Below are 21,310 nucleotides of genomic sequence, written 5' to 3' on the forward strand. Positions count from 1 at the left end.
GGGTTGGGACATGGCACGGGTTGTCGCCGTTAGCGGTGCTTCAGGAAAAACCGGTTATCGAATTGCAGAAGAGTTGTTGGCCGCAGGGGTTCAACCGCGTCTATTGCTTCGTCGCGAATCTGCTGTTCCAGCATCTTTGTCGAATTGCGAGCAGGTGCGCCTGAGTATCGAGAATGATTGTGCGCTCGATCAAGCGTTGCTTGGGGCCGAGGCGCTGATCATTGCCACCGGTGCACGACCATCGATTGATCTCAGCGGCCCTATGCGTGTGGATGCATGGGGGGTTAAGCGCCAAATTGCAAGTTGCCAACGGGTCAACGTCAACCGCGTGGTGTTGGTGAGTTCGCTCTGTGCAGGACGTTGGCGGCATCCACTCAATCTTTTCGGACTGATTCTTGTGTGGAAAAGGATCGGTGAACGAGCGTTAGAGCGAAGTGGGTTGAATTGGACTGTTGTTCGTCCTGGAGGTTTGTCTGAAAGGGAGTCTGGTCTCGAGCAAGAGGGTATTCGTCTGACAGGCCCGGATCAGCAGGACAAGAATTCCATTCCACGGCGCCTTGTTGCTCAATGCTGTGTCGATGCACTTGAGACCCCCGGCTCGATCGGACGGATCTTGGAAATCACCAGTGATGAGAACGTTCCCCGGGTTGCCTTGGCCGAAGCTCTGCCCTCAGCAGCCCTCTGAGTAAAAATACTTATTTCGCGTCAATTATCCCGGGTTGCTCGCACAGCTTCACGAAAGTTTTTTAAGTTATGTTGATGTTGCCTTGGGTCATGATCCGCGCTGTTCTCACCCGTCCTCTGTTTGCCGACCTGGGCTTGCTCGTCCTTCGGGTTTTGACTGGTGCGCTACTCATCCATCACGGATATGAAAAATTAGCCAATATCGAAAATTTTGCTGACGCATTTGTTCGTCCGCTGCACCTTCCGTTTCCGATCGTTCTTTCGTACGTTGCCGCGTTTTCTGAGGTGATTGGCAGCTGGTTGTTGATCACCGGCTTGCTAACCCGAGTTGGCGCCGCAGCAATTGCAGGAACAATCACAGTGGCGATTTATCACGCCATCGTTACTGCTGGTTTCAATATCTACCTGCTCGAATTGCTTGGCCTTTATTTGGCGGCGGCAGGAACAGTTTTGGCTTGTGGTCCAGGCCTTTTCTCGATTGACGAATTGATCTCTCGTCTTGTCGAGCCGAATATTGAAATTGATTCAACCTCAGAATCTCTCGACGAACCCTCAGTCGTCTTAAGTGAGGCATCAGCAACTCGCTGATTTTTTCCACTCAGACTTAGGTGGTTTCTCCAACCCTTTTGATTTCCAAACCGGTTGAAGCAAAAGCCACCCTTGTACTCGCCCATGGAGCAGGTAGTGGCATAAGGGAATCAATGTTGGATTTCCTCTCAGATGGTTTAACTCATCAAGGCTGGAGAGTTGTCCGCTTTGAATTCCCGTACATGGCTCGGCAGTCATCAACAGGCCGCAGGACGTTCCCAGACAAGTTGTCAGTTCTACTGGACGCCTATCGATCTGTTGTTGAAGTTTTGAATAAGGACATTCAGCAACCACTCCTCATTGGTGGAAAATCAATGGGTGGACGAATTGCTTCGTTACTTGCCAATTCCTTGTACAACGATGATTTGATCCAAGGAGTTGTCTGCCTTGGTTATCCTTTCCATCCCTTAAAAAAGCCCGATCAATTAAGAACCGAACACCTCGGATCCTTCTCAGCTCCAATGTTGATCGTTCAAGGGGAGCGTGACCCGATGGGTGGACGAGAAGAAGTTGATAACTATGTGCTGTCCGATCAAATTCAGATTCGTTGGATCTCCGATGGAGATCACAGCTTTTCGCCAAGAAAGCGCTCTGGTTTCACTGTTAAGCAAAATCTCGACCAAGCCATTCGCTGCGTTGACGTGTTCATGAACGATGTTTGCAATCGTTGATACACGAACTGAACCGCATGACGCCAATGCTTGCGTCCACACGGCACAATTAGGGGGCACGTCCTATTCGCATGAAAGAAGTCAGTCTGCTGGAAATGATCGGCCGATCTTTTGCCAAGGTGGCGGCCGGCGCTGGAGTTGCAGCGCTCTTGATTTGGCTCACGTACGTGATGCTCGATATCGGAAATATGCAATCCGGCTTCACGTTGCCTCAGTCCACCTACTAACCAGTCATGGACTGGAGTTCTCCAACGCCCAGCTTGCTCATCACGGCGGGATTGTGTTGTCTCGTGCAGATTTTATGGATCGGTTTCTTGTTACGCCGTAATCGACGTCAAAGAGGAGCTTTCCCACTTAGTCGTGATGAGTTTCGTCGAGACCTCGACCGAATCCTTAGCCAAGATCTTTGACTGTTGGAGAGAAATGTTTTCTGAGCATCGACCAAGGCCAAACTTTCAAAGTCTCTGCCAGGTCTGACTGATGCGTCAGCTCCCAGGACGGATGAAGCCGCAATGGTTGCGAACGCTTGCGACGGTTGCCATCAGTGCGGTGGCAACCATTTGGTTTTTGGCTCTGCTCCCATGGCTGTTGCTCATGGCCTTACTGCTCGGTCTTGCCCTGATACCTGTATTGAGGCGTCTACGAAAGGAGGTGGATGCCACCACTGCATTTGATCTTGAGAAGCCCGTGGTTGACGTCACGCCTTGGCATCAGCAGGTGCGTAATGCTTGGCAACAACCTTTAGGCCGTCCTTGGGGCTCGGGCTGGGGATCAGCTGGAGATCGAGATCCTGATCGCCGGCAAGGCTGAGTTGAACCCGTTTCAGAAGTCCCACCACCATGAGGCGGATTTCAAGTTCAGCAAGGGCTTTCCCCAAGCAAACACGCTCACCGCCTCCAAAAGGCAACAGTGTTGGTTTGTTGGATCCATCAAGATGGCGTTGAGGACGAAATTCGTTTAGTTCGCTGCTTCCAGCACGATTGGAGGAAGCCAAAGCGACTTGCACCACATGACCTTTTGGAATGAGAATATTGGCGAGCTCAATCGGGCGGCAGGTGCGGCGAAAAAATCCCCCGACAGGTGGCGTCATGCGCATCACTTCAGTCACGACGGCTTGAAGTCTGGGAGCGCGGTTACCATCAAATGCAGTGGTTGCATCACCCTGAGGTGGCCACTCCAGGCCATCCAGTTCCTCACGCAGCCATGGCTCAACATGAGGCTCGATTAGACAAGCCCGCATCAAACAGCTCAATGACGACGCAGTTGTTTCATAACCAGCGAAGAGCAATAGAAGTAGTTGTTCGACGATGTCGTCTGCTGTGAGTGGTTGTCCTGCCTCATCGAGACCACCAGCGAGTAAATCCAGTCCGCCACGGTTTTGATCCGCTTGCTCAAGAACGTCTCTAAGCCTGTCGAGTAGGCGACGTCTTGCCGCTAACGCATTCGCAAAGGGCGTTCCTGGAATGGCGATGGGCACAGAGAACAAAGCTTGTGTCCAAATCTCAAAGTCATGAAAGAGGGCATCACGGTCTGAACCCTCTAAACCCAGAACTGTCGTTGCAATCACGCGAAAGGCAAATCGCCGCATGCGATCAGCAAGCCGTATTGGCTTTGTTTCTTCAAGCAACTCTTGGCTGAGCTCATCCACCAAGCCAATCATTCCAGGGGTGTAGCGCTTCAGTGCTGCACTGGAAAACAATTGACCCACGACTCTCCGACGCGCTTTGTGGTCGGAGCCATTTCGGTTCGCAAGGGATTGGCTGCCAAGGAGTTGGCGAACACTCTCGGGCCACCAACCTTCAACGGCGTCGCCTTGCGCCAGAAGATCGGCAATGGCTTTGTCGCCTCGGATGAAGACGAGTCGTTGACCGATGAGCGATGTTTCGAAAATATCGCCGAACTCGGTAAAGCGTCTGGTCGCGAAATCCGGGTCCCGAAAAAAATTAATGGCTTCAACAATGCCGGTAACTGCTCCTGTGCTGGGCAGAGGACGAGACATAAACCGATGGCTATGGGCTGATATGGGGGGAAACGAGGCCTAGTGAATCCATCCCTTTAGGTGGATTTGTTTTGCATGGCGGCATAGGTCACTGCTCCCCCAGCTACCACGGTGAGGATTCCTGTGCTGATCAGAAAGCTCACGAGTAAAAGGAAACCGATCAATGAGCCCAGAAGCGACATTTTGAAGCGGAGAAGCTGAGACTTCATCAGCATCACCAGCAAGAGCAGAACCGTTGCTTTCAGTCCAGCGATTTTTGCTGCACTGATTGGGCAAAGCGGGTTGATGAGGAACACGGACAACCACCAGAGTTATTCGAGTCTGGCGAAGCAAGGCCATTAAACGCGACATCGATCAACGCCTCCACGAGGTTCGTGACATTAAAAAACCCCCGATGGAGGGGGTAGGAAGCATCGCCTCAGCAGCAGATTAACGGCGGCGATTGCGTGAACGTTGCTTCAGTTTGCGCTTGTATTTTTCAACCGGAGTTTCGTGGTGACGGATGCGACGCAGGTCGGAAAAGATGCCGGCCTTGGCGACAGAGCGCTTGAAACGTCGTAGTGCGGATTCAATACCCTCATTTTCGCCGACTGTGACCTGGCTCATCCGTTCTCCGAAACAGAGCAAAAAAGGACTTTACCAGCCTCCGTATCCCCATTGACGTGAATGATCAGGAATGTCCTGACAAACCTCCAAACATTCGACTCAACAACGTGGAATCCCACCTCGGATGACATGGCCGCCCCGCATCAGGTAAAGGTCAAGAAATTCAACGCAGTTGTGCAGCAAGACCCAACTCCTGTGAATCTTGTGGCATGGGAATCACTCATTGCCCCATCTGCATCGGCTTGGCTGTGCTCTCAGCATGCCGTTTTATGGCCCATTGCGTGATGGCTTTTCAACTCGAGCGTGGCCACGCCGGACGCACAATGCATCCTGCAACGCTGCTAGGGGTTGTATTTGAGCTCTAGGCGTCAGTCCTTTGCTTTAAGGATCCTTCCGATTGATGAGGGCGAGGTAGCCCTCATCAATACAACGCATGGCTTCATCGTCTTCAGGGAAAGCGCAGCAATACAAAAGGTTGATGATGCGACCAAGGTCCATTTCACGACTGGCAACGTCTTGCCAAAGACGAGTCGTTAACTCCAAATCCCTCAGGACGAACTGGGCTTGCACCAGTTGCCGACTTAAGGCCACATAGCTCTGTCGGTCGTTGCGGAGACGACATTCATCGAAGCTCTGCACCCCAGAAGTCCGGAGTAGATCTCGAATCGACTGCGATGCAGCTTGAAGAATGGGGGGCATCGAAATCGCGCATCTAGGGTCAGTCTGTTCTGTCCGAAAGCCCTGACAACGGTGCTTAATGCCTAGAACTTCACGCCCTGCCACTGCACTGGCACGGCGATCATGATTTAGGAATTCAAGATGAGTATGTTTGCTCATCGAATGCAAGGCGTATCACCAACAACTGTTTGTAACGTCGTATGAACTAACTTTGCGCAACATTGCGATGGATTTATGGAAATTCTTGTAATTGCAGCTGTTGTCATCCCGTTCTCGGCTTTGGTTATGAACGCATTTGCAGGTGAAGACGACTTTGATTTTCTCTAAATGGAAACGAAATTGTTAGCGCTGATGGCTTTTGGAGCTGCAGTTACGACTCTGTGGGCTTGGTTGATTGCCAATCTCCCGCAGACGGAGTCTGCCCAGCGCAAGTAAGACAGCCACCATTAATCCTGTAAGGCGCCAGGTGACCTCTCAAACACTTTCGCCCTCTGAAAAATTGGGTTTGTCCTAGCTCTCGTGCATGGGCATCGGTCAATGGAAGTTTGAGCCATCGATCGGGCACCATGCCTACCAATTGTTTTCGATCGTGTTTGGCCTGCTTGCGACGCTCACGCTCTTCTCGATCGTGTTTGAAACAGACGGCTTCAATTTGATGCTCTCTTGAACACTCTTCGCAAGCTGTCACGGTCGGTTTCCTTCGAGCGACGTTGAGAGAGAGTTTGTCTCCAGCGACTTCTCGTTCTCTCCCACAGCTACATCTGCACCACCAATAGGCATTGCCCGACTTAGTGCGACGGTCAGACGGTGCAATAACTGTGAGCTGACCGTACACGTCTCCGACACGGTTGCGAGGAGTCGAAGGCATCGAGCAAGGTGTTGTATTTCATCATTATTTTGCCCGGACATCCACGAATAGATCGCTACGCGTACTCAAAATCAAAATGTTGCTAAGAAAGGGTGTTCGTCTGCTGTTCTCATGTCTCTTTCTTGGAAATCAAAGAGAGGTTTCGGATTTGTGATCGGGCTTGCCTTGTGGAGTCTTGGATCTGCTGCAGTAGCTCATACCAGTTCAGGTGAGGCTGCTACTGAGCAGATGGCAAGGGCGCAGGCCGTACGTCTTGCTCCGAAGGGAGCCACTATTACATCTGTGGATTGTAAGGAGAAAGATGTTGGTTTCTCATCACGATTTCGCTGCACCGCCCACTGGACTCAAGGAAGCTAATTATTCACAAGAAGTTATTGATCAGCGTCACTTTTATTTTTTAGCTCCATAAATTTGTCGCTCATCGTTGGATTGTTTCTTGTGAGTTTTTTTACGGTTACATCTTGTGCTTTGTCGTTTGCAAGGCGCAAATTACGGTCGGCTCCCATAAGAGCATCTTTCGTTTTTTGTAGGTGATCAATTGACTTGTCGATTTCATCAATTGCCGTTTGGAAACGCCGTGAAGCTAAATCATAGTTTCTACCAAAAGCACTTTTGAACGATTCAAGATCCTCCTCAAAATGAGTCACATCAATATTTTGTGCTTTGATTAAGGCGAGTTCGGCCTTGTACTCAATCGACTTAAGAGCAGCGTTTCGGAGGAGAGTGATAAACGGGATAAAAAATTGAGGCCTGATAACGTAGCTTTTTGCGAAACGATGAGATACATCTACGATCCCAGAGTTGTAAAGTTCACTCTCTGGTTCTAAAAGTGACACTAGCACTGAGTATTCGCAGTCTTTCTCGACCCGATCTTTGTTGAGTTCCTTAAAAAAGTCCTCATTTTTCTTCTTAGTTATTGTTGTATCAGTTTCGTTTTTCATTTCAAACATGATTGAAATAATTTCGTTACCGGATTCATCAAAGTCGCGGAAAATATAATCACCTTTGCTGCCAGAACTTGCATCGTTGTCTTTTTCGAAATATGCCCTTGGAAATGCCGCCGCTCGAAGACGATTGAATTCGGTCTCGCAATGTTGCTCTAATGTCTCTCCAACCATTTTCGTGGAGAGCCTTGCTTTCATGTCACGAAGTCGGACAATTGCCTCATCTCGATCATAAATTTGGGCTTCGTACCGATCTTTGAGTGATTTTGATTCTAATTGATGCTTCAGTTCAGATTCACTGAGCTGATTCCTGAGTGCATCCCTCTCCTTTTCAATGGTATTAACTGCTTCATTGATCGCGAGCTTTTTTTGAATACTGCTCGCGTCTAATTTGGACTGTAGATCGCGCAATTCTGCTTGCTTTTGCAATGTAAGAGTTTGAAATTCTTGGGCAAATTTTGATTCTGTAAATCGACGCTCTTGCTGTTGATTCTCTTGAATTTGTTGAAGTTCTTTGGCAATTAAATCACGTTGCTTTTCTGCCGACAGAACAGCATCTTTTATGGCAAGCTGCTGTTTTAAATCTCGATCTCTTAATTCACTCTCCAGCCTTTGGAGCTCGGAGGCTTTTTTAGCCATGGCAAGCTCAATGGCATTTTGCTTGTCCTTTTCAGCTAGATCTAAACGTTGCTTCAACTGCTGTTCAAAATCACGATCCCTGACTTGCTTCAAAATATCCGCGTATCCTGTTCCATCCACTTTGAATGCGGTATTGCAGTGTGGACAGATAATGTCGTTCATTTTGTAGTCGTGACAGTGTGATTTGGCGCGTTGTTTAGCTGTTATCTATTGAAAGTACTTTCAAATAGGTTAATGCCTAATTCTAATCCGTCCCATTGATCAGAGTTTTGAGTCTGTCTAGTCGCGCTGAATTCACACCAAGATCAGAATCGCCAAGACGTGAAATGGATCGTGCCTGAATCATGCCTGTATCTTGTTTGGCGAGCAACTCAAGGTCGTCTACAAAGCCAAACAAAGCACTGCTTGCTTCCGCATGGATGTAGCCATCTCTTTCTTCAACAATGATGGTACGAGGTGTTTCACGTACTGCAGCAATGATGGTTTCTAGATCTGATTGAAGATTGGCAGTTGACCAGTTCTGCCGTGAACAGTGTGCTGAACTTAAACACGGACTGAGCTCACCTCCGTGAGTTCCCAAATCAACTGGGATTGGTCCAACGAAATGGAACAACATGAAAAGTGGGACCAAGAGAGTTGAAACGATGAACATGGTGATGAGCTGAATTGAGTGCTTTGACTTCTATCGTCTCTTAACGTCGGACGATCGCCATGATTGCAGCGACCACGGTGATCAAAATGATCCCCGCGTTCCAAATCGTTGTTGAGCTTGGTCGCTGGGGGTGATTCATTGGCAAGATTCGAATTGTATCTTTAAGCGATGCATGAGCTATGGATTTCCACGTCTGATCGGAAAGATCGTCATTATGGAGTTCAGCGTTGTTTGGTGGATGGGAAATCCTGGCTGGTTTCTTCTTGCCTGGCTGGTTGTCGCCGCTGCAAGTGCATGGAAATTTTGGCGTTTAACCGGTTCATACCGTACAAAAATGCGATCATCCCAAAGCAGCTCTTTGCAGTTTCGGCTCAAGCTTGAAAAATCCTGGCAACAAGATGGTGGAAATAAAAATGATCTAAAGATGCGATGATCACCATTCAACCTTTCATTCTGATTTCCATACATAGTTACTAGCTATTAATCCGCGTTCTTTAAAAATGAACACTATTGTGAAGTCAGGGATTTTCACATGATGGACGGCTCTGGCCAATCTCTTGAACGTCGGTATCAACTCAATATCTGGGTTGAAACAGAATATTGGGTTCAAGACCGTTATTCAGCTCTTTTAGAAATGGATCGCAAAGTCGATGCTAATTGTGTCTTCTCAGAATTCAGGTTGAGTGCTCAACACTGAGCAGGTAAACCGTTAACTGATTTCTTCTCGTGCTGGTAGCGATACGGCAAGTAACAGTGCCAGAACGATATCTGCAGCCGCGATTATTAGTTCAACTTCGATTCCCATAACATTGCCAAAAGAGCATGACCGGCCACCGGTTGTCGATGACAGAATTGAAGACAGCTGAATCTCAACTGTCTTTGGATCTATCTTGGCACAAATGTAACGCTTTGTAAACCACGCTTAGTCTGAGCCGCCGCGGCGCTGGTCATGCAAAAGTTCGAGCTGTCCATGGACTTCGCGGAGCTGCTGAAGGATGTCTGTTGTTCCCTCGAGCTTGCCAAGACTTAAAAGCATCGTTTCGATTTGCTCTTTGCTAGTAATTAAAACTCGACATTCGCCCGAACCTGGTTCGTAAGACATCCAGTTGATACCAAGAAGATCCTTATGAAAGGTGGTATTGAGTTGTTTGACGAGCGAATGCCATGAGTTGCAACAAATTAAATCGCTGTTGAAGGCTCATCGAGGAGAAATTCACCCCTGCGATGGATTTCGCGTGCATAGTCTGTCCATGTTCCTTGGCCCCAGTAGCGGAAGCAACTGGTTTCACTGAGTAGTAAATGAACTAAGGCCTGTTGGTAATGCTCTGTTTGTGTTATCTCAGGGCTGTTAGAAACTTGCTCATCAAAGCGTTTATGGAATTGCGCACTTAATTGATTAATCGGCTCGAGAATATTTTCATAACCTTCTACCCAGCTTAAATTGTTCGTCCATGATGCTCCTTCAATATTGAACCCAGTATCGGAACTTTTGAGGGAGGCAATGGCTGAAGACAGTGCCTGACGTCCTAAATCATCGCCCATTGCATTCCAAATTCTGTGTTGATGTACACCTTGAATGGTTGGGAAATTTGATTCATGAATGCCAGCTGCGGCAATCATTTCGAGATATTCAGATCCATTCACGGCCATAACAGATTCACCATTGTCTCTATTTCGTCGATTCGCTTGTAAATAAGCTTCCGGAAATTCATTCATCATGACTCCGCCATTTTCACCATCTGCAATTTGAGATACGAGCGATGGGATCTTTATGTTATTAATTTCCTGCCGACCAAGACCCTGTGCCTCGTAAAAAGGTTGCATCTGCCCAACTAACTTTGTGTCTGATCCTTGGGTTTTTATTAAAGCGGTGATTTTTATAGTGTCTCCAAGTGAATTTTTAGCAATTAATTGATTTGGTATGTACTTTTGCTCATGATTTAGTGGTGTGCCATTTAGATTCTCGACACTATGTTCCTGAACTAATACCCATTTATATCCACACTCCTTTAAGGCTTTTATGAATTCGTACAGAGTATCGGGATGATTTGGAAGATGCATTTCCGGAGGGGAGAACCCTTTCACCCTCTGCAGTGCTTCAGTGCCGAATAAATGTGCAAATTGATGTTGCCATGCACTGATCTGTAGTTTCAGATCTGGAATAGGAGTGGATGGTGCCACTGCATGACTCCAGAAAGTACCAAGCCATTCAACATGATTCTGCATTTGAGAATCACAAGCAAGAAATTTAAGGGATTCAGTTATATCAGTCCTTCCCATTTGATTAACACCCCAGAGTAAGTTCCCGGAGTAATCAAGCATGATACGAGGATTACAACCTTCTTTAATTAAACCGGGAATTATGTCAGCAAGACGTTTATAACATTGTGCGAATGGCTCTGCATTGTGATTATCTCCCTCCTCTGAATGATTAAACATATGCTGAAGATGCGAAATTAACTCGCCTTCATTCCCGGCAGGTATTGTTGGTTGGTGCATATGTAATGCACATGCATAGCCAGATTTGAGTTGATCAAAATTGATATTGGTTGACTCTTTCCAATGGTCTGTGACCTGATTAACCTTTTTCAGTAATTCTGATTCCCGACCGCTGATCGCAGGACAACCATTGAGGATCGGTAAAGGTGCGGCGAAACCCAAATTGGTTAGAACATTGACATTGCTTTAATTTTGGCAAGCTTTTTCGGATCTAGTCCATTCAGCTCATCCAATGTGATCAATTGCTGTTTTAATAACTCCGCCAGTGTAAAGAGGATATTGCCGTAGTCGAATTCTGATCTTCCTTCAAATAGATGCCGTTCTGTGCTGAGGTAGTCATGCATGTTCCATACCGACTCATCAGTGTTCAACTCCTGGCATTTTGCCTGAAGCGTTGAAATTAATGACTCAATAGAACGATTCCTGCCATTATCAAATGCGTGGCGTGCCACTTGTTCTTCTTGGGATGACCAGTCAGCGGGCGTCATAAAAAGCTCTTGGGATTAGTGGGAATGTTTAATCTTGGCTTGTTCACGTTGTAGTGAAGCGACGCGCAGATTAGGCAGCTTGAACCAGGGTGTGCTTGGATTCAAATGATGTTCCAAATGGTAGCCAAAGTGATAGCAAGCTGCGAACGAAAGGAGCGGATGTAATGAAAGACTTCTAGGTCTTTGACGTCCTGCTTCCTTTCGCGTTATTTGGTGAGGGAGGCATGTGCCAACAAAAAAAAGTTGAATTGAACTGATGATTAATGGTATTGGGCAAAAAATGATAATATTCTCAGCAGCATTAGGATTTACACTGCTTGTGATTTGAAGCAGTAGCAACCAAACAATAGTCAAAATGCAAAACTGTTTGGCATCAAGATAGTTACTTAGAAATCTAAAGTACCAATTGATTGGCTTTGAATTTTGAATTGAATGGAAGTCTGGATCAGCTGCAGACTCAGGATAACGATGATGGAGACTATGGTTTTTGGAACAAGACTTGTAGGAAAGTCCCGCATACAAAAATAGGCATAGTCTTCCAATATTGTTATTCAGGTTCTCGTTGAGTGGAGCCAAGCTGTGATGCATGGCATCGTGAGCAACGATGAACAATCCAGTGTGTAGGAATGATCTCAGAAGAATAAAACCAAGAATCGCGGAGCTAGACCATACATTCACATTAATCAGCATGGATATCACGAATGTGATGATCCATGCTGAACCAATCAATGCCGCCAATATGAGACTTTGACGTTGGTGTCTAGCTTGCGCGGCTTTAGTTGCCACCAAGCTTGAGTAGTTCAGCGGGCGAAGCGAGTAAGTCGATCGCGACAAAATAGATTTTGTCGTTCTCATCCAACAGGAAACGCCAAGCGACGTTCATTCCCACTTCTTGACCAAACCAAGGAGTTTGAACTTTTCCCGTTACTTTAATTTGGTTGAAACCACTATCTGCTGGTTCTCCAAAACCACCCTGAGGCATCAATCTAAGATTTTGACAATCGCGTCGGAAGAATTTCAAGATGGCTTCGCGACCAACAATTGGACGTTGAAATGGTGGTTGCAAAGCACCGTCTTCAAGGAATAATTCGATTAATTGGTCAAAATCATTGGAGTTCAAAAGCTCCATGTAGCTCAAAATTGTCTGGTTGAGAACTCCGGGGATAAAGATCTTTTCCCGTTGCTCTACTGGTGTAGGGGCAACAATTGGCTCTGCAACCAGCTGATCATCAACAACGTCTGGATCGAATCCCATATCGGATACGAAATTGCGCAACAAACTGATTTGTTGACCCTGCTCTACTTTTTTAACCGCATCCAGCACAGATGACGCGTTGGCTGAGAGTTTGTAGCCAGGTGGGATGGGTGCCACTTTTCCTGCACGCATGAGCTCACCAAGCTCGTACCAAAAACCAAGCTTCACGTTGATCGACCAGAAGGCGTAGCGCGTCGAAATGGGTGCGTTGATTTTGCTTGCAAGGTCGCACATCACCTTTGTCTGCTCGTCGAAGTTCAAGGCGACGATTTCGTCGAGCGTTGGTTTGGCCAAAGCCATCCTCGCCGCTCCAGGGGCGGCAACAGTGATGGTTTGCCCCATTTCGAGATAGGCAAACCAGATCAGTGCCAACTGGTCCTCGGCGCTAAGCAGCTTGAAACGGGCTGTGATGGCGGGTACAGCGTCTGCCGTTTGCGTATCAGGGAAAATTTGTCGTGCTTTATCGATCGTGTACATCGCGTCCCGGTACGTGGTGTGATGAGACTATCACCATGTAAAAGCTTGTGTCTTATTTGGTGGAATTTCTGGCGTTTCTGCAGGAATTATGCTAAGGCGGCATTTTTCGGCTTTGGACCTTTTCGGGTTGCGGCCAGCGCGCCATCACCGTTGTAGACGTCCGATATTGATAGTGTTGTTCCGACGTAAAAATATGGCTGTCAAGGTTCTAATTTTAATCAATATCTATATCGTCTACTAATTTTTTTGACCCTCCAAATCTTAAGTTGTTACCAGCTCATTAATAAATAATTTGTTCTTGAATTCGAAGTGTTTCGTAGGCTTGCCAAAGTCCAACGACTTCGGCGCATTGCGATTGTTTGTTGCACACTCGATACCGACCATTACCCACGGCATCAATGGTTGAACCCTTAGAGGTGGCGCAGATTCGGCTGATGAAAGACATGAGACGTTGTGCTCTGTCTTTTGGTTTACTCCCAATGGGCGGTCACTTGCTAGAAAATGTTTTAGTTCGATATGACTACCATGAATAAATAAAAATTTTTATCGACTTTCCTGTTTTTGCTTGGGGTTGATTGGCTCAAGCCATCATTCGAGTTCTCGCCAAAACCAAAATGAGATTCTTTCCTGACTATCGCCTGTTCTCGTGTTTGAGTCATTGTCATGACTGATGCCTCTGGTCAGGAGCTCGGACGGTTTCTTCAGCTTTTGGGGCGTGATTCACGACTCCAGGTTCAAGTTCGTGCTTGCATCACAGCCGATGAGGTTGCTCTTATTGCGCAGGGCTATGGCTTTGCAGTCACGGGTGATCAACTCTTGTTGGCGTCGGGTCGACATGAGTATGGCGTCACTATCGAGCGAGTTGACCATCCAGGTGAATATCCTGGCCGTTATTACTAATTACCGAAAGCTTTTCTTGGGGTGCGTTTGATGTTGTATTCATTGGACCTCTAAATATCCTGTTTAGTTCACATCTCTGCAGCTATTTTTGTGTTTAATAGCTGAACATTGCTTCATTCTAACATGATGTAATGTGGATAAAAGTAAGCAAAGGCGATCAAAGCCTTGCAGTCGCCTTCGTGGCTGGTCTCGATGAAATTTATGTCTATAACAGTAACTATACTGACTAACCAATCCATATTTTTCGGCTAATAACTGGCAAGATTTTAAGGCTGCTATTTCCTTTTGTCTGCATATTGATTGTTCAATCGAACGGTTGTCTCAATTTGTTGGTGGTTGATTGGAAAGCGTTTCTGCAAATTCTCGTAGGGCTGTCGCAGCTATATCCGGAGTTGTTTTGTACTTGGTCGACCAATTGTCAATGAGCTGGTGAAGGTCTTGCCACATGTCAATCATCGAAAGCGGCTCAAATCCTCTCTCTGTTCCTGCTTCATCCTCTGATCTGGCCATGAATTCATTCCGATCTCTCCGTCCATGATCGCAAGACGTCGCCAGGAGAGGATATGGCGAGTTCGATCGATCAGTCATGGCAACGGTTCTCGTAACGGGTGCAAATCGCGGCATTGGATTGGAATACTGTCGACAACTCGCTGCTCGTGGCGATTATGTCATTGCTGTCTGCCGTAAAGCTGGTCGAGAACTCGACTCGTTAGGGGTACAAATCGAAGCCGGAATTGAACTTACTGATGCGTCAGCGATCGATGAACTGATGTCTCGTCTCAATCATCAGTCTCTGGATGGCGTCATCCTCAATGCCGGTATTTTGCACTTCAATGGTTTGCATGATTTGGATGTTGAGGCCATCCGTCAGCAGTTTGAGGTCAATGCTCTTGCACCTTTACGTCTTGCGAGCATCTTGACCTCCAATCTTTCTAGGGGGTCTTGGATTGCACTCACGACCAGTCGTATGGGATCCATTGCTGATAACACTTCCGGTGGATCCTATGGATATCGGATGTCTAAAGCTGCCTTAAATATTGCCGGTAAGTCATTGGCGATCGATCTCAAGCCGAAGGGCATTGCTGTCGCCATTCTTCACCCAGGCTTGGTGGCGACCCGGATGATCAATTTCAATCCCAATGGAACCAGCCCTCAACAGTCGGTTGAAGGTTTGCTGCAACGGATTGATGCTTTAACGCTTGAAACGTCTGGCTCGTTTTGGCATGCAAACGGCGATGCACTGCCTTGGTAGTTCATCTCAGCCTTAGATTCAGCGTTGTGGTGATTAAGGCAGCCCATGGGCTTTGATCCCCGGCAATGGTCGTCCGCTCCCCATCCCAGCCAACGCCAACGCGTCACCAGCAATGTTGAGTCTTTGCTGGTTGAAAACGATGCTCTCCGTCAAGAAGTGCGTCGGCTTCGGGCAGAGCTTGATCGCCTCCGTACACGTCAAGATCGACAACATCGCTATCAGTCATCACAAACGGTTGATGACACGACCGAAGTTTCAAGACTTACGGCCTCTCAAATTGCTGATTGGGGCCAAGTTCTGACTCAACAGGTTGGGTGGGGGGATCTTCGTCTTCGTTGCTTAACCGCCTTGATCGAGCGATTGAACCGCAGTAGTTTTCATCCCCAACTGAATCTCTATCAGCGTTTAGATCGTCTAATGCCAGGTTTTGGCACCGAGCTACTAGCCGCCACAACCGGTTCATTGTCCAAGAAACGTGCAGCGGTTTTGGCTGCTTTTGCTTTCTATGGTGTCCGTGCGAGTGAATGGCTGGATGAAGACCCACAACGCGTTGTCCACGAACTTTTAAGCCGTCAGGAGACCACGCGAGCGAGTCGAAGGACGAGGAGTGATCGACGTTCCTCCGATCGCAAGCGACCAGGATCATTGGATGCGCGATCGATTGCCTATGAAACTTTGGGGCTTGAGCCCGGTGCCTCGCTGCATGAGATCAAGCAGGCCCACCGTCGTCTTGTAAAGCAGCATCACCCGGATTTAGGGGGCTCCGCAGAATCCTTTTGTCAGATCAATGAGGCTTACCAGCTGTTAATGCGCTAGGACAAAGTGACTTATGAATATCCCGCGATATATACAAATCTGAATGCAATCCTGCTGTCATTTTATTGTTGAAAGCTAAATAGTTTTTGCGTTGTCAAAACTTTTAAAAGTGATCTCTAGATTAATTTTTGGTGTTATTTGTCTTTGTTTTGGGAGGGTAAGTCGGATGGTTGAATCAAGACGTAGACGACTGCGACGGTAAAGACGATTCCAACAACGACTAGGGCGATAATGGCTGAAGAATAATCTGTCATTGTTGTTTGATCTCAATTTAACTATTTTACCACCTTAAAAAAGCGACAATCAAGATGGTGATCAGTTGAAATCGTTCAATTCATCATGTTGAATAGAGATTAGCCTCTGACGCTCAAAAATGAGTTGACGTAATTTTTCAGCATTTTGCTTGTTTTCTCCTTCCGTCCAGTGATGCGGATGAGCTAACCGCGATTCGAGCTCAGCTATGTGGTTTTTAAGATTGCGCGCTTGGCCCTCGGAGCCTGAGACCATGCACAGTATGACTCTTTTTTGAATGGGATGGTGTTGCGAATCGTGTGAGAGGCAAAGGTGCTCAGTTCATAATGTGTTTGTCACAGAGTTGGGGAGCTTCGTCTGAGCAAAATCACAACTCAATAATCGTTGACTGCATGTTCCAGTCAGGGCGAATCAGTTTTGATGTTGTTTTGTGATCCAAATCAGCTGCAATAACGAAGTTGAAGCTTAGGCGTCTGGAAAGAAGGCCATGGTTGAGTCATGAGCATGAGCCTTGAACGAGTCGTCGCGCGCGGTACAGCACGCAGCCTGATTAATGGTTCGTCCGCACCGAGCTACGAGATGGTGATCAGTCTCTACAAACTGTTGATGCTTGAAGGTGATGCCGTTTTGGCTGCAGGTTTGTTGGACTTGGTCGCTTCCATGGATCTTTCTGAGGTTGAAAACAGCACCCACGTCTAGTTTCAATGGTTTCCACTGGTCGACTGAGGCTTTCATACGCCTGTTCAGAGATACAGTTCGCCCACGCTTATCTCACCTGCTACCGACTGAGTCTTATTGTGAGATCAATGCTTTTGTGAGGTGCTGCAATGGTCGTTCTTGCATGGGCTACCGCGATGTCGGTGATCCCCTCACTTCCAGGTGCGGATCTTGGATTGTTTCGGCAGTTGAACCAGGAGCTTGGGGCGTTATGTCAGGCTCCGCCTTCGCAGGCTGTGAAGGTTTGTCGTTTGCATGCTCGACTCGTTCGTCGTTAGCAAAATGTTTTTTAAGAATTCTTCCCATCGTCTTTTATTGTCTGCCACTCGGTATTTCAGTGAGACGTACGAGAGATAAACGACGGATCCGAGTTGCTGTTAAAGGGTTACGTTAGAAATTATTGTTAATTTGTGGGTCGAGCAACCATTCTCGCCATTCCTGCGTAAGCGCGTAGCTTTCCTCGAATTGCTCCAGATCATCGAGCTTAAGTATTTGCTTCCAGACGTCTCTTGTGAGTTGTTGTCTAAGCGCTATCTGCGAGGTTGTTCTTTTCATGTTGCGTGAAGCAAAGTGTAAAAATTAAATTCATTTTTATACGATTGAAAGAGATGCCTTTCATCTTTCCTGCTGGGTTGGATTTTTATGGGTTAACTTTTTTGGAATTAATTTCGCTTTGCATGATCTGCATGAGGCGTTCCGGCGATTTGTATTGTCTAGGAAGTGAGTGATGTAATTTTTCTAGCCGTTCCCAGCACACTGTCCTTCTAAGTCGCTCTGGCTTTTGACCATCTCGAAGTAGAAGCTTCATCGCTTTGCAATACAAAGGATACTTCGCTTCAAGTTCCCCGATTGTCAGTGTTGCTGATTGCATGCTTTAAACCTTTCATTTGTGTACTGTCTCCCAAACCTTGGATTGTCTCTCCTCCCAAAAGGGGACAGTTGACTTTCCCCTTCAGGGGATGAACGTATTTATCCTACATTGCTGTGATACCCACTGGTTTCTGGCTGGGGTTATTACAACTATCGTGCCCCTTTTTTTGAGGCCCTCATCGCTGTTTGAGCCACCTCATTGATCTAGGCACTTTTCAATCCCCTTAAATATGCCCTGCTTGTACGGACCAAAATCCTGCCGGAGGGACGAGTTTTTCAAGTATATATACTCAACATTTTTGGTCGCTTGATGTTTTGTTGTTCCTGCTGTTCCATCCTGTTTTCTCTATGACAACTAACAACGTCATCTCCATAACAGTCACAGTTGTTGTAAGGATGGTTGCTCGGCGTATTGAGACCCCATGGACCTCACGCCATACCTTCATGATCCACCGTCATCAGGTTTTGATGATGCACTGCTGTCTGTAGCTGTCAACGGCAAAATTGCATTGGCGATGCGAGGTCGTTTTTTTCTACGTTGCTTTTGTAAGAGTTTTAGTGAAAAATCTCATATTGGCTGCGCGGTAACGGATCAAGATCGATGTTTGGAGTACTTGCGTTCTGATGAGTTTGAATTGTTGATTTGTACAGATCAACTTGAGCGTGGAAATGGTTATGAACTTGTGAGGAGAGCCAAGGAACAACATTCAAATCTCAAGGTTGTTGTTCTTGCTTTGAACGATGAGATCCCAGTTGAATACGACAACGCTCCATGGCTCGAAGCTGTTGTTGCTGAAGCAGACATTGTTGAAGACCAAAAACCCCTCGAAGCCGCTGTCTTGGCTGTGATGGGGCACCATTCCTATCGCAGTCCATCGTTGCGTGGCAGGGAATTGCCCTATCTCAGTTGCCCGCGTCTTACCCCACGTGAGTATGAAGTTTTGGATCGCCTCGCCCGTGGCATGACTGATAAGGAAATTGCAGAGGCTTTGGTGGTTAGTGAGCAAACATCAAGGACTTACACCAAGCGTTTGCTCAAAACTCTTGAGGTGAATAACCGTGTGCAGGCTGTTTTGAAGGGAATGCGATGCGGCATGGTTCAGCTGTAATCGTTCATCGATGGATGAATGACAAACTGAATTCTTCAGGCTTTCCTTTGTGATCCCAGTTCCCGATGGGATTTGTCGTGTCAATTTTGGATGAAACGTGCGTTCGTTCTCTTCCATTGTTGTCTCATTCTTAGCCGCAAGCGAAGACGTCGCCTCCCTTTGGGCTCATCGATCTGCTCTCGACTTGACGTCTCCATCGCAGCCCCCAAAGCTGGTTTTGCTCTCTGCATTGCTTTGTTGATGTCCGCTCACCCTCACCAGAACATGTGCTTACTGCCAAAGCTTGTGGCGATGTGTGAAAATGGTGGTATCCCTTTTGGATTAATTTTTTGACGATTTTCATTGGTAATCTCTCCTGGGACGCAGAGAGAGAAGACCTCATCCACTTGTTCAGCCAGTACGGAGAAGTCAGCAAGTGCTCGATGCCCCTCGACCGTGAGACCGGTCGTAAGCGTGGTTTTGCCTTCGTTGACCTTGGTAATGCTGAGGAAGAAAAAAAAGCCATCGACGATCTCCAGGATGTCGAATTGATGGGACGCGCCATCTCCGTGCGTGTAGCTGAGCCGCGTCGCTGATCAGCGCAGGCCAAAGAACTGCGTTTGGGTTCTTGACTCTGAAATCTGTTCTTGCTTTTCAGAGCATTTCCCATACGCAGCTTCTGCGAAATTCATGTCATCGATTGATGGCGCCATTTATTTTGTGTAATCTCGGCTGCTCCTGAGCACGGTCGATGGATCTTGCAAAATAAAATTTTTCCATGCAGCTCGTACCTTCGTTTTGCGTTGAAGAAATACCCCATAAGGGGGTATTGGGATGATGTTTTGTTTGTCTTAATGGTTGTTGCCCGCCAGTTCGGCGATGTCAAGCATCACCTTCACCAACCAACCGTCTCTTGCTGAGTTGCAGCAGACACACGACGTTTACGTCAAAGCTCTCCGATTGCTTGTCGCTGATGGTGTCAAGGAGTCTGAAGCTCGCAAAAGTGTCTGTTGGAAAAGACTGTCGAGTTTGCACAACGCCCTGCCTAACGTCTATGGCACTCCCCAGTCAATGTTTTTAGCGCTACAAAGGCGTTGAAGTGACGTGTACCGAAGCCGTTCAGCCAAAAATTTTTAAATTGGTTGATTGATTATCGAAAAAGTTGTTCATAGTGGTGTTGTATAAATCATATGCTGCTTGTAAGAACAACTCGAGTATTTTGCTGGTTATTTAGCCTGTATTGATGCCTATCGATTACCTGATTCGTTGATAACTCAAATTTTATGCAGTTATTAATTGACGACACCGCAGGCCACACGCGCTCCTCCGCCTCCTAATGCTGGTGTATCGCTGTAGGTGTCACCCCCTGCATGAACGATTAAGGCGTGGCCCTTGAGATCGTTGGTTATCAGGCGAGGTGCAACGACGCTTGTTTTCGTTGATGCATCGGCATCAACGATTAATTTGCTGAGATCGCCTCGATGTCCGCTTGCAAAGGGACCAAGGTGCGTTCCGCTGTTGTCTGGATCCCAATGACCCCCTGCTGCTAGCCCGGCCACTGATTCTCCCTCTGAGTTGAGAGCTGCTTCACAACTTGGATTGCTGTGAAGATGAAAGCCATGGTCTCCAGTGGTCAGGTTGACTAAGTCAGGAAAAATAACAAGTCCTTGGTCGCTATCTTTCGCCGTGACTGATCCGATCACGTCCCCAACGCCCTCGGCACTGATGCTCCGCATCGTGATTTGAATTGGTTCCGCGTTGGCCATCGGTGCAGCGATGAGCCAACAGATCAAACATAAAATGGTGAGGAATGGCTGCATGGGGGGTTGGGCCAGGCGAATTCATTGTGGCGTCATCATCCAGATTCTGTTGTGTTGCCTCGACTATCGAAATGCCCACTGCATGGGAGAAAGCCTGATCCTGTTGATTTTTCTCACCTTGGCGGGCGCTCGGCAGCTGATTGAGTTGATGATCTGGGAGGATGCAGCTCAGATTGGCGTCCTTGATGCCCCCTTGTGCCATTCATGATGTGGGAATACACCCAATTGCGCTTTGTTCCAAGGGGTAAGTCTTGGACGGGTGAAATTGAGGAGCTATGGCTTGATGATCAACAACTGATTTCTAGAAGCCAACCTCAACGAGATGTCAGTTTGATTGGTCTCATGAATGAACTTGGGCAGCAGGGTTGGGAACTCGTGGCTTATGCCCAGCCATTTACGGGCTATCACGGTGGGTGCTACACATTTAAACGACAGAAGTAAACGTGTTTCTTCTTGTATTTGTCCTTTCTAAACCAACGTTATTGATCTATTAAACGCCGTTTTCTAGAAATTATCGACGGTTATGAGTGTTTTTGGCTTTTGCAGA

The 21,310-nt window shown here is 47.2% G+C and carries 30 protein-coding genes; 15 read left to right on the forward strand and 15 right to left on the reverse strand.

Annotated elements, in window-relative coordinates; all coding sequences use genetic code 11:
• The first annotated feature begins 10 nt into the window (after positions 1-10).
• The 4 genes from SYNCC9902_RS04825 to SYNCC9902_RS12680 all read left to right on the forward strand — a co-directional run bounded on the left by SYNCC9902_RS04825 (position 11) and on the right by SYNCC9902_RS12680 (position 2,170).
• Positions 11-685 (forward strand): NAD(P)H-binding protein, encoded by a 675-nt coding sequence (locus SYNCC9902_RS04825; protein ID WP_011359758.1) that lies wholly within the window; start codon positions 11-13, stop codon positions 683-685.
• 89 nt (positions 686-774) lie between these two features.
• Positions 775-1,272, forward strand: a complete 498-nt coding sequence (locus SYNCC9902_RS04830) for a DoxX family protein (protein ID WP_041425355.1) — start codon at positions 775-777, stop codon at positions 1,270-1,272.
• 20 nt (positions 1,273-1,292) lie between these two features.
• Positions 1,293-1,943 (forward strand): alpha/beta fold hydrolase, encoded by a 651-nt coding sequence (locus SYNCC9902_RS04835; protein ID WP_041424932.1) that lies wholly within the window; start codon positions 1,293-1,295, stop codon positions 1,941-1,943.
• 71 nt (positions 1,944-2,014) lie between these two features.
• A complete protein-coding gene (locus tag SYNCC9902_RS12680; protein WP_009790006.1) occupies positions 2,015-2,170 on the forward strand; it encodes a hypothetical protein in 156 nt (51 codons plus the stop codon).
• A gap of 470 nt (positions 2,171-2,640) precedes the next feature.
• Here SYNCC9902_RS12680 and SYNCC9902_RS04840 read toward each other — a convergent pair whose 3' ends face one another.
• From SYNCC9902_RS04840 to rpsU, 3 genes are all read right to left on the reverse strand, one after another.
• On the reverse strand, positions 2,641-3,942 hold the full coding sequence (locus SYNCC9902_RS04840) for a cytochrome P450 (RefSeq protein ID WP_011359762.1): 1,302 nt from the start codon (positions 3,940-3,942) through the stop codon (positions 2,641-2,643).
• Positions 3,943-3,998: 56 nt separating this feature from the next.
• The gene (locus tag SYNCC9902_RS04845; RefSeq protein ID WP_011359763.1) at positions 3,999-4,238 is read right to left on the reverse strand and encodes a hypothetical protein; all 240 of its coding nucleotides are present in this window, start codon (positions 4,236-4,238) and stop codon (positions 3,999-4,001) included.
• A 133-nt stretch (positions 4,239-4,371) separates the two neighbouring features.
• A complete protein-coding gene (gene rpsU / locus SYNCC9902_RS04850) occupies positions 4,372-4,548 on the reverse strand; it encodes a 30S ribosomal protein S21 (protein ID WP_009790002.1) in 177 nt (58 codons plus the stop codon).
• Positions 4,549-4,757: 209 nt separating this feature from the next.
• On the opposite strand from rpsU, the gene SYNCC9902_RS12685 reads away from it, so the two are divergent.
• Positions 4,758-4,913: a hypothetical protein gene (locus SYNCC9902_RS12685; RefSeq protein WP_198001755.1), complete on the forward strand. Its 156-nt coding sequence runs from the start codon at positions 4,758-4,760 to the stop codon at positions 4,911-4,913.
• A 16-nt stretch (positions 4,914-4,929) separates the two neighbouring features.
• On the opposite strand, the gene SYNCC9902_RS04855 is transcribed toward SYNCC9902_RS12685, so the two are convergent.
• From SYNCC9902_RS04855 to SYNCC9902_RS04865, 4 genes are all read right to left on the reverse strand, one after another.
• Positions 4,930-5,247 (reverse strand): hypothetical protein, encoded by a 318-nt coding sequence (locus SYNCC9902_RS04855; RefSeq protein ID WP_011359764.1) that lies wholly within the window; start codon positions 5,245-5,247, stop codon positions 4,930-4,932.
• A gap of 349 nt (positions 5,248-5,596) precedes the next feature.
• A complete protein-coding gene (locus SYNCC9902_RS12875; RefSeq protein WP_011359765.1) occupies positions 5,597-6,094 on the reverse strand; it encodes a hypothetical protein in 498 nt (165 codons plus the stop codon).
• A 371-nt stretch (positions 6,095-6,465) separates the two neighbouring features.
• Entirely contained in the window at positions 6,466-7,839 is a 1,374-nt protein-coding gene (locus SYNCC9902_RS04860) for a DUF2130 domain-containing protein (protein WP_011359766.1), read from the reverse strand.
• Positions 7,840-7,921: 82 nt separating this feature from the next.
• A complete protein-coding gene (locus SYNCC9902_RS04865) occupies positions 7,922-8,329 on the reverse strand; it encodes a DUF1499 domain-containing protein (protein WP_011359767.1) in 408 nt (135 codons plus the stop codon).
• Between the two features lie 172 nt (positions 8,330-8,501).
• On the opposite strand from SYNCC9902_RS04865, the gene SYNCC9902_RS04870 reads away from it, so the two are divergent.
• On the forward strand, positions 8,502-8,762 hold the full coding sequence (locus tag SYNCC9902_RS04870; RefSeq protein WP_049749429.1) for a hypothetical protein: 261 nt from the start codon (positions 8,502-8,504) through the stop codon (positions 8,760-8,762).
• A gap of 489 nt (positions 8,763-9,251) precedes the next feature.
• On the opposite strand, the gene SYNCC9902_RS04875 is transcribed toward SYNCC9902_RS04870, so the two are convergent.
• The 5 genes from SYNCC9902_RS04875 to SYNCC9902_RS04890 all read right to left on the reverse strand — a co-directional run bounded on the left by SYNCC9902_RS04875 (position 9,252) and on the right by SYNCC9902_RS04890 (position 13,048).
• Entirely contained in the window at positions 9,252-9,431 is a 180-nt protein-coding gene (locus SYNCC9902_RS04875; RefSeq protein ID WP_011359769.1) for a hypothetical protein, read from the reverse strand.
• Positions 9,432-9,508: 77 nt separating this feature from the next.
• Entirely contained in the window at positions 9,509-10,990 is a 1,482-nt protein-coding gene (locus SYNCC9902_RS04880; RefSeq protein WP_011359770.1) for a hypothetical protein, read from the reverse strand.
• A gap of 5 nt (positions 10,991-10,995) precedes the next feature.
• Entirely contained in the window at positions 10,996-11,316 is a 321-nt protein-coding gene (locus SYNCC9902_RS04885) for a hypothetical protein (RefSeq protein ID WP_011359771.1), read from the reverse strand.
• Positions 11,317-11,331: 15 nt separating this feature from the next.
• Positions 11,332-12,171, reverse strand: a complete 840-nt coding sequence (locus tag SYNCC9902_RS12015) for a fatty acid desaturase (protein WP_369776179.1) — start codon at positions 12,169-12,171, stop codon at positions 11,332-11,334.
• Complete coding sequence (locus SYNCC9902_RS04890) at positions 12,092-13,048, reverse strand: orange carotenoid protein N-terminal domain-containing protein (protein ID WP_011359773.1); 957 nt, start codon at positions 13,046-13,048, stop codon at positions 12,092-12,094. Before SYNCC9902_RS04890 ends, SYNCC9902_RS12015 begins: the two co-directional genes overlap by 80 nt.
• A 663-nt stretch (positions 13,049-13,711) precedes the next feature.
• Between SYNCC9902_RS04890 and SYNCC9902_RS04895 the strand changes: the two genes are divergently transcribed.
• The gene (locus SYNCC9902_RS04895; protein ID WP_011359774.1) at positions 13,712-13,948 is read left to right on the forward strand and encodes a Nif11-like leader peptide family natural product precursor; all 237 of its coding nucleotides are present in this window, start codon (positions 13,712-13,714) and stop codon (positions 13,946-13,948) included.
• Between the two features lie 321 nt (positions 13,949-14,269).
• Here the strand turns inward: SYNCC9902_RS04895 and SYNCC9902_RS12430 are convergent, their stop codons facing one another.
• Positions 14,270-14,458: a hypothetical protein gene (locus tag SYNCC9902_RS12430; protein WP_156771071.1), complete on the reverse strand. Its 189-nt coding sequence runs from the start codon at positions 14,456-14,458 to the stop codon at positions 14,270-14,272.
• Between the two features lie 76 nt (positions 14,459-14,534).
• Here SYNCC9902_RS12430 and SYNCC9902_RS04900 point away from each other — a divergent pair, with 76 nt between their 5' ends.
• The 4 genes from SYNCC9902_RS04900 (at position 14,535) to SYNCC9902_RS12435 (ending at position 17,263) form a co-directional block, all read left to right on the forward strand.
• Positions 14,535-15,200 carry an SDR family oxidoreductase gene (locus SYNCC9902_RS04900; protein ID WP_011359775.1) on the forward strand — a complete coding sequence of 222 codons (666 nt, stop codon included), beginning with the start codon at positions 14,535-14,537 and terminating at the stop codon, positions 15,198-15,200.
• 45 nt (positions 15,201-15,245) lie between these two features.
• On the forward strand, positions 15,246-16,016 hold the full coding sequence (locus tag SYNCC9902_RS04905; RefSeq protein WP_011359776.1) for a J domain-containing protein: 771 nt from the start codon (positions 15,246-15,248) through the stop codon (positions 16,014-16,016).
• Between the two features lie 750 nt (positions 16,017-16,766).
• On the forward strand, positions 16,767-16,967 hold the full coding sequence (locus tag SYNCC9902_RS04915) for a hypothetical protein (protein WP_011359777.1): 201 nt from the start codon (positions 16,767-16,769) through the stop codon (positions 16,965-16,967).
• Between the two features lie 128 nt (positions 16,968-17,095).
• Positions 17,096-17,263: a hypothetical protein gene (locus SYNCC9902_RS12435; RefSeq protein ID WP_232179269.1), complete on the forward strand. Its 168-nt coding sequence runs from the start codon at positions 17,096-17,098 to the stop codon at positions 17,261-17,263.
• Between the two features lie 362 nt (positions 17,264-17,625).
• Here the strand turns inward: SYNCC9902_RS12435 and SYNCC9902_RS12020 are convergent, their stop codons facing one another.
• Positions 17,626-17,856 (reverse strand): DUF3136 domain-containing protein, encoded by a 231-nt coding sequence (locus SYNCC9902_RS12020; RefSeq protein WP_011359778.1) that lies wholly within the window; start codon positions 17,854-17,856, stop codon positions 17,626-17,628.
• 421 nt (positions 17,857-18,277) lie between these two features.
• Between SYNCC9902_RS12020 and SYNCC9902_RS04920 the strand changes: the two genes are divergently transcribed.
• The 3 genes from SYNCC9902_RS04920 (at position 18,278) to SYNCC9902_RS12025 (ending at position 20,041) form a co-directional block, all read left to right on the forward strand.
• On the forward strand, positions 18,278-18,964 hold the full coding sequence (locus SYNCC9902_RS04920; protein ID WP_011359779.1) for a helix-turn-helix transcriptional regulator: 687 nt from the start codon (positions 18,278-18,280) through the stop codon (positions 18,962-18,964).
• A gap of 329 nt (positions 18,965-19,293) precedes the next feature.
• The gene (locus SYNCC9902_RS04925; RefSeq protein ID WP_011359780.1) at positions 19,294-19,539 is read left to right on the forward strand and encodes an RNA recognition motif domain-containing protein; all 246 of its coding nucleotides are present in this window, start codon (positions 19,294-19,296) and stop codon (positions 19,537-19,539) included.
• Positions 19,540-19,822: 283 nt separating this feature from the next.
• Complete coding sequence (locus SYNCC9902_RS12025; RefSeq protein WP_071818404.1) at positions 19,823-20,041, forward strand: DUF3136 domain-containing protein; 219 nt, start codon at positions 19,823-19,825, stop codon at positions 20,039-20,041.
• A 194-nt stretch (positions 20,042-20,235) separates the two neighbouring features.
• On the opposite strand, the gene SYNCC9902_RS04930 is transcribed toward SYNCC9902_RS12025, so the two are convergent.
• A complete protein-coding gene (locus SYNCC9902_RS04930; RefSeq protein WP_232179270.1) occupies positions 20,236-20,709 on the reverse strand; it encodes a superoxide dismutase family protein in 474 nt (157 codons plus the stop codon).
• A gap of 258 nt (positions 20,710-20,967) precedes the next feature.
• Between SYNCC9902_RS04930 and SYNCC9902_RS04940 the strand changes: the two genes are divergently transcribed.
• Positions 20,968-21,204, forward strand: a complete 237-nt coding sequence (locus tag SYNCC9902_RS04940; RefSeq protein ID WP_011359783.1) for a hypothetical protein — start codon at positions 20,968-20,970, stop codon at positions 21,202-21,204.
• The last annotated feature ends 106 nt before the right edge of the window (positions 21,205-21,310 follow it).

The sequence above is a fragment of the Synechococcus sp. CC9902 genome, from assembly GCF_000012505.1.
In the GTDB taxonomy this organism is placed as follows: domain Bacteria; phylum Cyanobacteriota; class Cyanobacteriia; order PCC-6307; family Cyanobiaceae; genus Parasynechococcus.